The organism is Mesonia profundi (assembly GCF_031085155.1).
GTDB classification, from domain to species: domain Bacteria; phylum Bacteroidota; class Bacteroidia; order Flavobacteriales; family Flavobacteriaceae; genus Mesonia; species Mesonia profundi.
In genome coordinates this window covers 23,380-35,339 of the sequence record NZ_JAVHUL010000010.1, presented here as the reverse complement: position 1 = coordinate 35,339, position 11,960 = coordinate 23,380, and the positions used below count along the sequence as shown (strand labels likewise).

Sequence of the window (11,960 nt, the reverse complement as noted above, 5' to 3'; positions counted from 1 at the left end):
TATTAAAGGTTTTTTAAAGCAAGCTTAATTATCGTTTCCACTGAAGCACTCTCATCATTTTTGATGATTTTCGAAACTAGTTTCTCAGATTGTTTTCTGGTATACCCAAGTGTTTCTAATGCTGATAACGCTTCATCTTTATGGCTATTGCGTTGGACTGTAGAAATTTGCCCCGAAGCATCAATTTCTCCCAATTTATCTTTTAAATCTATAATAACTCTTTGAGCGGTCTTGGCTCCAATTCCTTTAACGCTCTGTATCTCTGGTACATTCTCTGTCGTAATGGCTTCCACAATTTGCGCCGGACTCAAAGAAGAAAGCATGGTTCTCGCCGTACTTGCTCCAATTCCCGATACAGAAATAAGCTTTTTGAACATCTCCCGCTCAGACTTTTCCATAAATCCAAAAAGCGTATGCGAATCTTCTCTTACTTGTAAATACGTATAGATAAGAATATTCTCATTTTCTGGCAAGAGAGAAAAAGTATGCAAAGATATATTTAAGAAATACCCAACTCCTCCGCACTCTACAGTCACATCTGTAGGGTTCTTCTGGGTCATTTTTCCTTTCAGGTATTCTATCATAAGTTAAGCAAACGTTAAAACTTCAAATGTAGGAAATTTATTAAGATAGCGAAACCTTAATCTCTTAGTTTAACAATCAAATTGCTATATACTTAATGCCGCTTGTCTTTTTTTATCTTTTTCTTGAGCATCGATAACCGCAACAGCTGTCATATTCACCATCTCTTCTACACTTGCTCCTAATTGTAAAATATGTGCAGGCTTCTTTAATCCCATCATAATAGGACCAATAGAATCAGATTTATTAAGCTCTTTGATGAGCTTATAAGTAGAGTTAGCCGAATCTAAATTAGGAAAAATTAAAGCATTTACTTTTCTTCCTGCCAATTTTGAAAACGGAAACTTGCTTTGTAGCATTTCTTTATTTAAAGCAAAATCTACTTGCAATTCCCCATCTACCAATAACTCTGGGGTTCGCTGGTGGAGAATTTCTACAGCGTCTTTTACTTTTCTAGCTTCAGGATGATTTGATGAACCGTAATTGGCATAAGAAATCATAGCCATAACCGGCTCCATTCCAAACATTTTTATAATGTAGCTCGTCATTTTTGCGATTCTAGCTAAATCCCCTGCAGAAGGATTGATGTTAATGGAGGTATCACTAATAAATATTGGTCCTCTAGAAGTATTCATCAGATTGGTAGCGGCAATTCTAGAAACGCCTTTTGCCATTCCAATTAAATCTAAAATTGGTTTAACTACGGTAGGGTAAGCTCTAGAATATCCCGATAAAAGCGCATCTGCATCGCCTGCATTCACCATCATCGCAGCAAAATAATTGCGCTCTCTTAATAACTTTTGAGCTTCGTATAAAGTAACTCCTTTACGCTGACTCGTTTCCCAATATTTTTCCGCGTAAGCGTTCACTTGTTCTTTTTGCTCATCAGATTTTGGATCGATAATTACAATATCATCTCCATTTTCAAAATCAATCTCTTCCATCAATTCTAAAATCACTTCTCTTCTTCCCAGCAAAATAGGTTTACAAACGCCTTCATCTCTACTTATTTGTGCAGCTTTAAGTACGTCTAAATGATCTGCTTCTGCATATACCACACGTTTGGGATTCATTTTAGCTCTATTAAGCATCAATCGGGTGATTTTATTATCTCCGCCTAAGCGTTCATACAATTCATCTTCATAACGCTGCCAATCTTCAATAGGTTCTTTGGCTACACCGCTTTCCATAGCAGCTTTGGCTACAGCAGGAGGAATCTCTGTAAGCAATCTAGCATCAAAAGGTTTGGGGATAATATAATCCCTACCAAAATTAAGTTTAGTCTCTCCGTAGGCGATATTCACCTGCTCTGGCACTGCTTCTTTGGCTAAATTTGCCAAGGCTCGTACCGCTGCTTTTTTCATTTCTTCGTTGATCTTCGTCGCTCTAACATCTAGAGCTCCTCTAAAAATAAACGGAAACCCAAGTACATTATTTACTTGGTTAGGATGATCACTTCTTCCCGTCGCCATAATAAGGTCTTTCCTTGTTTTCACAGCCAAATTATAATCGATTTCTGGATCTGGATTGGCCATAGCGAAAACGATAGGATTATCTGCCATAGTCAGCAACATCGCTGGTGTAACAATATCTGCAACCGAAAGCCCTACAAACACATCGGCGTCTTTCATAGCATCGTCTAAAATATCTATTTTTCTATGAGATGCAAATTCTCGCTTTTCGTCGGTTAAGTTTTCTCTATCCTCTCTAATTACTCCCTTACTATCGAGCATCACAATATTTTCTGCTTTAGCTCCAAAAGATTTGTATAATCTGGTACAAGAAACTGCGGCAGCACCGGCGCCACTTACGACGATTCTTACCTCCTCCATTTTTTTACCTGCTAATTCTACAGCGTTTAATAGCGCTGCAGCGGAAATAATTGCGGTCCCGTGTTGATCATCGTGCATCACGGGGATATCTAACTCTTCTTTAAGTCTTCTTTCTATTTCAAAAGCTTCGGGAGCTTTAATGTCTTCTAAATTAATTCCGCCAAAGGTAGGAGCTATATTTTTTACTGTAGCAATAAACTCTTCCACATTTTTTGTATCTACCTCAATATCAAACACATCGATATCGGCAAAAATTTTAAACAAAAGTCCCTTCCCTTCCATCACGGGCTTAGAGGCTTCTGCTCCTATGTCGCCTAAACCCAACACAGCAGTACCATTAGAAATTACTGCGACTAAATTTCCTTTAGCAGTATATTTATAACTGTTATTTTTATCTTTTTCAATCTCTAAACAAGGGGCGGCCACACCAGGAGAGTAAGCTAATGCTAAATCTCTTTGAGTTGCATATTTTTTGGTAGGCACTACTTCTATTTTACCAGGCTTCGGCTTGGCGTGGTACACTAAAGCTTCTCTTCTTTTTCTTTCGTTACTGGTCATCTTGTTATTTTTTTTGCTTTCCTACAAATATAACAAGCTTTGTTTTTTGAGGTCTATAAAAACAAAATACTTTTTACGAAATGAAGAGAAAGTCGGATTTAGACTTTATATCACACCTTCTAACAACATTTAAGAAGTCATCCTTCCTACAAATTATAATTCTTTACGGAAGTATTTCCGTTTCCTAAAGAAAGCAAGTCCTACTTTTTAAGTCTCCATCAACTCCTCCATATCTTCAATAGTATTCTCTAACTTTTCTAATAAACTGCCATACACCACTTGTGTACTCAAGCGATAACCCAAAATCGCGATTGCGGAAAGAAGTAATGCCAAGCCCATAACAATCAAAATTTCCATTCCTAAATGGAGTGTATTAAATTTAGCCATGATTTTGCTGTCTTCAAAAAACATCCAGTAAGCGGGAAGAATCGCTAGTGGGAGTCCAAATCCCGCAATCCAGGTAGAATATTTCATGATTTTTTTTACCTGATTCTTGTAATTTAAAAGATAGGAATAGGTATTATCTTTTGTGTCTACAGTTTCAAGATCTTTCAGCATTTCTTTATTCACAAAAAACAGTGTAGTAATTAGGATCACAACATATATGCCTATAATCATTTCGCCCATAAAAGCAAGAATTCCAAAAATAATAAGCGCTACAGGAATAAGACTTAGGTTATCTTTTTTTGATTTGCTATTAATCTGCTGAATCACCAGCTTCGATTTTTTCTTGTACAAATTGGAAATAACGGGAGACGAGAGTTTTGCTTCAGATTCAAAGCCTTCTTTCCAAATGTTTTCAATAGACTTTTCCATAAAGTAAGGTTTTTAATTTTTTCTTGATTCGGTTAATTTTAACGCCGATGTTGGTTGGGGACAAGCCCATGATTTCGGCTATTTCTTGATAGGATTTTTCTTCTAGGTAAAGCAATATAATCGCACGATCTACTTCTGAAAGTTTTTTGATGGCTTGATAAAGCAGTTTTAAAGATTCTTCCTGAAATGGATTTGATGCAGGCTTTTGCTCCTCTTCTATCGCTAGTAAGGCGACACTCTTCTTACTGATTTTTTTATCTTTTCTAAGCAAGGAAAGTGAAACATTAAGCGAAATGCGGTACACCCAAGTAGACCATTTGGATTCTCCCTTAAAATTATCTCGACTTTTCCATAACTGCAGACATACCTCTTGGTAGTAATCCTGAAAGTCTTCTTCATTATCGGTATAAGCCCGACAAATCTTAATAATAATCCCAGCGTAGGGTAAAATGAACTGTGTATAAAAATCTTTACTCAAAGCTTCCTTTTCTTAGTTAGTGATGGAAAGATGAATTTATTACAACTTTTTGAAAATATTTTTAATTGGAACGAAATACTATTGTATGATTTAAGTACATCTTCATGAGATCCTGAACTAAACCCGCCTGAATAGTACGGACAGGTTCAGGATGACAGTTCTCTGGATGTTGCGTTTTGGAAGAGCGTTTTTTTTAGTCTTGCATCAAACCGTCGTGCATCAAAAAGTCGTGTCTCGAACCTTCGTGTTTCCAAAAGTCGTGTTTCCAAGCGTCGTGTTTCCATAAGTCATGTTTCCAACCGTCGTGTTTCCAAAAGTCTTGCACAAAACCGTCTATCTCCTAATTTCCCTCTTTCAAGAAGTCGATATTTCTTTTTAAACCCGCAAATTTTGTCCGCTTGACGGCAGATTTTTGAAAAATCTTTCCAAAAGTTTCTTGCGTGAGTTCTTCCCAATCTTTTTTATCCATCTGAAGCAGATCTGGATGCGGATCAAAAAGCGGTTCCTTGTGGGATTGGGAGAAGCGATTCCACGGACAAACATCCTGGCAGATATCACAACCAAACATCCAATCGTCAAACTTTCCTCGTTCCGAAATGGGAATTTCATTTTTTAATTCGATGGTATAATACGAAATACATTTACTCCCATCTACTTTATAAGGCTCATAAATGGCATCGGTAGGACAGGCATCGATGCAGGCAGTGCAGGTTCCGCAGTGGTCGGTTACTGGAGTGTCATATTCTAAATCCAAATCGATAATCAATTCGGCTACGCAATAAAACGAACCGGTTTTTTTAGACAACAACAGCGTGTGTTTACCAACCCAACCTAAACCACTTTTTGCGGCCCAAGCTTTATCCATCACCGGAGCAGAATCTACAAAGGCACGTCCTCCCACCTCTCCAATTTCTTCGCGGATGTGGGAAAGCAAAGCTTTAAGTTTGTCCTTTATTACAAAATGATAATCTCTTCCGTAGGCGTATTTACTAATTTTATACGTATCGCCACCTTGTTGCTCTTCTGGATAATAATTCAGCAACAATGACACCACACTTTTGGCTCCGGGTACGAGTACTGTAGGATCGAGCCGTTTGTCAAAATGATTCTCCAGCCATTTCATCTCTCCGTGTCTATTATTGTTCAAGTAATCTTCTAAACGCGGCGCTTCTTCTTCTAAAAACCCTGCTTTACTGATGCCGCAAGACATAAACCCTAAGCGTTTTGCTTCGGCTTTAATAAGTTTAGAATATTTTTCGGCGTTAGACAAGGGTTTGGAGTTTTGGGTGCTAAGCTGACAAAAGTACGGACAAATTTTTGGAATTTGAATTTACAAGCCATCTCCCTGAACCAAATTTCGATCAATTCGATCTGAATTGGAGTAGAACTATTTCAGTAGCATTTTATTTTTTATTCTAAAGTTAAATCAATGCCTATATCTTGGAATTGTCTTAGTTTGAAATGAGTTACGTGGCATTAAAGAACAAATTTTTTAATATTTTAAATTACATTTACCTAATTAGGTCGTACTATTTTTTTCATATCATTTTAAATTATGTTTAAAAGAAGCATTTTTATTTTCGCCTTTCTGTTTTCGGGATTATTTATTTCTTGTGAAAAAGATCTCCCCGTCTCAACAAATGATGAAAGTGACGAAGAAGAAGTCACCCCCAGAATCCCGCATTTTTATATTGATACCGATAATCATGACAGCATCACTTCAAAAGAAAATTATCTAGAGGGGGATTTAGTTATTGAAGGGAATGATGAATTTCCAAATTATGAAGGGCGCACTAAAATTAGAGGTAGAGGAAATTTCTCATGGTTTAACCTGCCCAAAAAATCTTTTAAATTAAAGCTGAATTCAGCTTCTCCCCTAATGGATTTGCCTGCTTATAAAAAATGGATTTTACTGGCAAATTACCTTGACGGAAGCTTATTGATGAATTCCATACCCTATAAAACTGCACATTTACTAGAGATGCCTTTTACCAATCATATGATCCCAATTGAATTGACTGTCAATGGTCAAGACCGAGGTTTTTATGTATTTACCGAACACAAAGGAGTTAGTTATCAACGCATTGATGTTGGAGAGGATGGGTTATTACTAGAGCTAGATACTTATTTTGATGAAGCTTTACAGTTTAAATCGGAACATTATGATTTGCCGGTAATGATCAAATTTCCAAAGAAAGAAGATATGCCTGAAGCAGAAGCACAAACGCTATTGACAGCGGTTCAATCAGATTTTAATCAGTTGGAATCTCTTGTTTATGATTCCTCATTCCCTAATAATAACTACCTGGACTATTTTGACGATTTGGCTTATGTCAATTATATGATTGTTTATCAATTGACTCTTAATCGCGAAATCAATCATCCAAAAAGTACCTATATTCATAAAACCGCTGGCGGAAAATATAGCATGGGAATAATATGGGATTTTGATTGGGGTTTTGGTTATAGCGAAAATCAAGAACACTTTAGAGAAAATACGACCCAGACTCCGTTGTTTTTAGACAGCAGTTCTGCCTTGGCCGGCACTAAATTCTTTAGCAAGTTTATGGAAGATCCTCATATGCAAATTTTGTTTAAAGAGCGTTGGAATTGGTTTAGAGCTCATAAATACAGTGAGCTAAAGAAACACATAAAAGAATATGCCAAAATAGTGGAACAAGCAGCCAGCAAAGATTATGAAAGATGGGGATTAAGAGATGCTACTGGTAATTCAGAGGCTGATTTGCAACGAGTACTCCAATGGCTAGATGCTAGAGCAAATTATTTAGACACCTACGTGTCTGGACTATAAAAAACATTTACATAAATTATGAAACAACAAAATTACAAAGGCAAAAACAAATCTCGCTTAAAGAAAATATTGCCTTATGTCGTTCTTGTCCTACTGGCCATCACAGGGATTCGATCGTACTTTCAAGAAAATAAGGACGAACAAGGACCAATACCTGCAGAATCGGTTCAGAACGGGAATCTTGAAGATCATAAAGATTCTTCTAGCAACACTAATTCTTCTGCTATTGTTCAACTTACCAAGGCAAATACGGTTATCGCTTATGTCAAAAAATACGAGCGCTTACCCAAGTATTACCTCACTAAGAACGAAGCAAAAAAACGTGGATGGCAGCCGCATAAAGGAAACCTCTGTGAAGTGTTGCCAGGAAAAGCGATTGGAGGAGATTATTTTGGCAATCGGGAAGGGAGACTGCCCAATCGAAAAGGGAGAAAATATTATGAAGCCGATATTAATTACGACTGTGGTGGCCGTAATGCCAACAGGCTCGTTTATAGTAACGACGGATTGATTTTCACCACCAAAGACCATTATAAAACCTTTCAAAAACAATAAGTCTTTATGAAAATAACTATTGATTTCAAGTCGGTTAGCAGCTATGCTGATTTTTATAATCAGCTTCAAGAGAAAGTCAAGTTTCCCTCTTATTTCGGAGAAAACCTAGATGCCTTGTTCGATTGCATTTCGGGGGAAGTGAAAATGCCTTTAGCAATAGAATTTATCAACATCAACGGATTCCAATCCATCGCTTTTAGCAGACTTATCAAAACTATGAAGGAGCTTGATGAAGAAGTGGAAGGGTTTACATTTCAGCATAGATTAAAGAAATCTACATAATTATTACTATTTAGATAATCCTTTTGACATGTATCTATATACTATGACTTTTGTGTCTAAAAATGTTTGATCCTCAAAATATTTGAATTCCATCTTTTCTAATAGCCTTCTTGATACGCTATTTTCCTCATCGAATATTCCAAAAACCTCTTGTAATTTTTTCTCCTTAATCCCGTAATCTAAAATTCTCTTCAATAATTCGGTTGCAAATCCATTATTCCAGAATTTTCTTTTCAAATGACAACCCATGTGAATCATAGAAGTAGAGGCAAACTGATTTAAGTTTACAGTTCCTATAAATTCGAGGCTCTTTTTTTCTTTAACTACCCAAAACCCGATATCATTGCGATTAGATTCAATTTTATTTTGCAGAAACCTTTCATAGAAATCATCTGATTTTCCATCGAGTGCCTTGACATACTTAAATGAATCCCGTTCATTATACATATCAATTATAGCTGGTATATCGTTTTCAAGAATAGGTTCTATTAGGGTTCGTTTCGAATAAAGTTTCATTTCATAATCTTGGTTCTTACCCAATCGCTTTTCTAAAGCCTTCTATTTCTGATACTCCTCCTTGCACATAAAGCAAATCGTTTTGTAAGATTTTCTCTTCGGCTCCTATATTGGAAAGCATTACTCCATCACGCGCTACCGCAATCACATTGATGTTGTATTTAGAACGTAAATCGAGGTCTTTTAAGCTTCGGCCTACTGGAGAGCCGCTGTCTTTATACACTCGCAAGCAGGTAATATTGAAATCTGGAACTTGGTCACTTTTAAAAGTCCGTGCAATTTTGGCTTTATCTTGAAATAAGTTGTAATTGTCTGAACGAATAGATTCAATAAAATTGGTAATCTCATCATCGGGCACCAAAAAGTTATGCAAAATGCGTGAAAATATTTCTACGGCAGCTTCAAGTTCTTCAGGAATCACTTCGTCTGCTCCAATTGCTTTTAAATCATTTATTTCTCTTACGTACTTTGTGCGTACTAACAAATAAACCGATTGGGTGATGTTTCGTACCGTGATAATAATATCTTTGGAAATTTTTAATTCAGAAACAGCAACTACAATGGCTCTAGCGTGATAAATGTTGACGTGGTTGAGGATATGATCATCTCCAGCATCCCCAAAAATAATGGGAACCCCTTTTTCTGCTTCCTCTCGCACCGTTTCGGCATTGAGCTCTAATACCACATAAGGAATGTTACTAAACTCGGCTGCTTTGGCCAAACTTCTACCGTTAATCCCGTAACCCACAATAATGAGGTGGTTTTCAAAAGCTGAAGACTCTTCGGCCAATTCTGGCTCTAAGTCTTTTTTTGCTTTGAGTTTTCTGGAAAAGAAGGTCTTTATAAAAACATCACTAATCTTATCGGAATAAATAATCACAAAGGGAGTAAGAAGCATCGAGCAGATAGAGATTGCCAAAAAGTATTGATAAACAGTATCGTCTAACAAGTCGTTATCCATACCAATAGTAGCCAATATAAAAGCGAATTCTCCCACTTGGGACAAAGCCAAGGCGGTAAGTAATACGGCTTTTATGGGATACTTTAAAACTGCCACTGCAATAGCAGTCGCCAAAGTTTTTAATACCATCACCCCAGCAACCAGTAACAACACCATGGATACATTCTCTATAAAAAAGCTAATATTCAACAACATTCCTACGGAGATAAAGAAGAAAGAGGTAAAAAGCTCTCTAAACGGTAAGATGATACTTGTAGCCTGATGACTATATTCAGATTCAGAGATAATAAGACCCGCTAAAAAGGCTCCCAAAGCCAGCGATAGCCCAGCCATAGAGGTTAAAAAAGCAACCGCAAAACAAATGGTAATGGTGGTGAGCAAAAACAATTCTTTGCTTCGCGTTTTGGCGATCAAATACATCAATTTTGGAACAATATACCTTGCCAATATATAGGTTATGGCAACCACAATTAATGACTTCACCAATAAACCTACAATACTTCCTGTAATATCATCTGAATTTCCTGCCATAATTGGGGTTACCAACATCATGGGGACGACGATAATGTCTTGAAAAATAAGAATTCCCAATGCGTTACGCCCGTGGGCGGCAGAAATTTCATTTTTATCTTGTAAAATTTTTAATACAATAGCGGTACTGGACAGCGATACCAGAAAACCTATAAAAACAGCTTTGTTCCAAGTTGCACCAAAAACATTAGCGGCAAGAGCAGCGATACCAACCGTAAGCGTCACTTGCAATAAGCCCCCAATAAAAACCGTTTTTTTTATGAGTATTAATTGTTTGATAGACAATTCTAGACCAATCACAAATAACAAGAGAATGACTCCAATTTCTGCAAAAATTTCTACCTGATGAACTGCTGTAACCAAGCTCAATCCATAAGGTCCAATGATAATACCAGTGATTAAAAAACCTAAAATGGACGGTAGCTTTAGTTTTTGCAATAAAAATACAATCATGACCGAAAAGCCTAATAAAATAAGAACGTCTTGTAAAAGGGTTGACTCCATGGAGATGTATTTTGATTACAAAGATATTTTTTTTAATCGATTTGTAAGGTCTCCTAGTAAACTTAGGTTGTTTTTTCTTTATTTAAATCGTTTTTATAAGATTAAGGAGCATCGAGTAGGTTTCAAAAAAAAGTTTTAATCCACCATTCTCTTTTCAAACTTCAAGACCGCATTTTTCGGCTTTAAAGTAATGAGCGGCAGGATTTCAATTTCTTCTTTAGTAGGTTTTATCTTAAAACGTGCAACCAATTCAGCGACAGCTAAAACCATCTCAAACATGGCAAAGTTATTACCAATACACTTTCTAGGCCCAGCGCCAAATGGAAAATAAGCTTCTGGACGCGGATTCTCTTTAAATCGGTTGGGATTAAAGACACTTGGTTCTTTCCAATACTCTTTATGTTGGTGGATTTCGTAAACGGCAAGCAGAATACTGGTTTTCTTCGGAATATCTTTTCCTTCAAATTCATCTTCTTCCAGACTAATTCGGTCAATAAAATAAACCGGTGGGTACAAACGCATCGTTTCACTAATCACCCGATTGGTAAATTCAGCTTTAGTGACAACTTCCATTAAGTCTGAAGTTTCATCCTTTATATTTTTTACCTCTTGGTAGATTTCCTCTTGCATTTTGGGTTCCCTTGCCAATAACTCCGCTGCAAAAGTGAGCGCGTTGGAAGTGGTTTCGTGCCCCGCTGCAAAAAGAATCAAAATTTCATCGACCAGTTGCTCTTCGCTCATAGCTCCGTCATCTTCGTAACGTGCGTCTAGGAGTAAATCTAATAAATCATCATGACGCTTTCCTTGCTTCCGATTAGTAATAACCGTCTTTAAAATATCACGCGCTTCTTCGGTAAGATCTAGGTGTTTTTGAACCTTTCCGCTAAGTTGAAACCACCAATGTAGATAAGGCTGACGCAGTTCGCTCACCAACATTTTTTGAATGGTTTCTGTAATGTGCTGCAAGCGTTGAATTTCTTTATTCCCAATGGCATTACTAAACAGAGCTTTTACCACGGTTTGAAAAGCGAGATCATTAAAGATGGGGAAGATATCTATGGGTTGTTCTACCGTGATTTTATCAATTTCGGCAGAAAGTGCTTCTTGAACAGCATTTAAAAGTTTCTTCAAGTTATTTTTATGAAACGCAGGTTGAATTAATTTTCGCTGTTTTTGCCATTGCTTTCCTGTGGCAGTGAGCAAACCATGTCCTATATATTTCGCCATATCCTCGCTTTGAATGGGCGATTTTTCATAATTTTTCTGATTTGTCTGAAGAATATATTTGGCAAGATTGGGGTCTCTAGAAAACACCACCGAATTACCCAATCCTAAATGTAACCGATAAGAATCTCCCAACTTCTCGAAGTTCTTATGGTGAAAAGGTAAAGGATTCTTTAAGATTTTACCTGCATGCTTTAAGAAGTGAAATGCAGAAAGACTTGGAATATGTTCTATCTTCTTGTTCATACTTTTTTAGTGGTGATCGACTAATCCCAATTTTACCTTAATATAAGTTATATAATTGAATGT

The 11,960-nt window shown here is 36.8% G+C and carries 12 protein-coding genes; 3 read left to right on the top strand and 9 right to left on the bottom strand.

The genetic code is table 11. The features are described 5' to 3' along the window. Nucleotides 1-2: 2 nt before the first annotated feature. The 6 genes from ruvA to queG form a co-directional block, all read right to left on the bottom strand. Nucleotides 3-584: a Holliday junction branch migration protein RuvA gene (gene ruvA / locus RBU60_RS05395; RefSeq protein ID WP_308863681.1), complete on the bottom strand. Its 582-nt coding sequence runs from the start codon at nt 582-584 to the stop codon at nt 3-5. 84 nt (nt 585-668) lie between these two features. Then, a complete protein-coding gene (locus RBU60_RS05390; protein WP_308863680.1) occupies nt 669-2,972 on the bottom strand; it encodes an NADP-dependent malic enzyme in 2,304 nt (767 codons plus the stop codon). Nucleotides 2,973-3,179: 207 nt separating this feature from the next. Continuing rightward, entirely contained in the window at nt 3,180-3,788 is a 609-nt protein-coding gene (locus tag RBU60_RS05385) for a hypothetical protein (protein ID WP_308863679.1), read from the bottom strand. Continuing rightward, entirely contained in the window at nt 3,772-4,266 is a 495-nt protein-coding gene (locus tag RBU60_RS05380; RefSeq protein WP_308863678.1) for an RNA polymerase sigma factor, read from the bottom strand. The genes RBU60_RS05385 and RBU60_RS05380 overlap by 17 nt, the downstream gene beginning before the upstream one ends. Before the next feature lie 193 nt (nt 4,267-4,459). Beyond that, nucleotides 4,460-4,591, bottom strand: coding sequence for a hypothetical protein (locus tag RBU60_RS05375; protein ID WP_308863677.1), 132 nt, complete (start codon nt 4,589-4,591; stop codon nt 4,460-4,462). A gap of 15 nt (nt 4,592-4,606) precedes the next feature. Continuing rightward, nucleotides 4,607-5,536, bottom strand: coding sequence for a tRNA epoxyqueuosine(34) reductase QueG (gene queG, locus RBU60_RS05370; RefSeq protein ID WP_308863676.1), 930 nt, complete (start codon nt 5,534-5,536; stop codon nt 4,607-4,609). 285 nt (nt 5,537-5,821) lie between these two features. Here queG and RBU60_RS05365 point away from each other — a divergent pair, with 285 nt between their 5' ends. From RBU60_RS05365 to RBU60_RS05355, 3 genes are read left to right on the top strand one after another with little or no spacing between them, the layout of a single operon-like run. Beyond that, entirely contained in the window at nt 5,822-7,078 is a 1,257-nt protein-coding gene (locus tag RBU60_RS05365; protein WP_308863675.1) for a CotH kinase family protein, read from the top strand. Nucleotides 7,079-7,096: 18 nt separating this feature from the next. After that, complete coding sequence (locus RBU60_RS05360) at nt 7,097-7,633, top strand: ribonuclease domain-containing protein (protein WP_308863674.1); 537 nt, start codon at nt 7,097-7,099, stop codon at nt 7,631-7,633. A 6-nt stretch (nt 7,634-7,639) separates the two neighbouring features. Continuing rightward, the gene (locus RBU60_RS05355) at nt 7,640-7,915 is read left to right on the top strand and encodes a barstar family protein (protein ID WP_308863673.1); all 276 of its coding nucleotides are present in this window, start codon (nt 7,640-7,642) and stop codon (nt 7,913-7,915) included. Nucleotides 7,916-7,921: 6 nt separating this feature from the next. Here RBU60_RS05355 and RBU60_RS05350 read toward each other — a convergent pair whose 3' ends face one another. The 3 genes from RBU60_RS05350 to RBU60_RS05340 all read right to left on the bottom strand — a co-directional run bounded on the left by RBU60_RS05350 (nt 7,922) and on the right by RBU60_RS05340 (nt 11,897). Beyond that, on the bottom strand, nt 7,922-8,455 hold the full coding sequence (locus RBU60_RS05350; RefSeq protein ID WP_308863672.1) for a GNAT family N-acetyltransferase: 534 nt from the start codon (nt 8,453-8,455) through the stop codon (nt 7,922-7,924). Continuing rightward, nucleotides 8,448-10,427, bottom strand: coding sequence for a cation:proton antiporter domain-containing protein (locus RBU60_RS05345; RefSeq protein WP_308863671.1), 1,980 nt, complete (start codon nt 10,425-10,427; stop codon nt 8,448-8,450). The genes RBU60_RS05350 and RBU60_RS05345 overlap by 8 nt, the downstream gene beginning before the upstream one ends. A gap of 135 nt (nt 10,428-10,562) precedes the next feature. Beyond that, entirely contained in the window at nt 10,563-11,897 is a 1,335-nt protein-coding gene (locus tag RBU60_RS05340; RefSeq protein ID WP_308863670.1) for a cytochrome P450, read from the bottom strand. Nucleotides 11,898-11,960 lie beyond the last annotated feature (63 nt).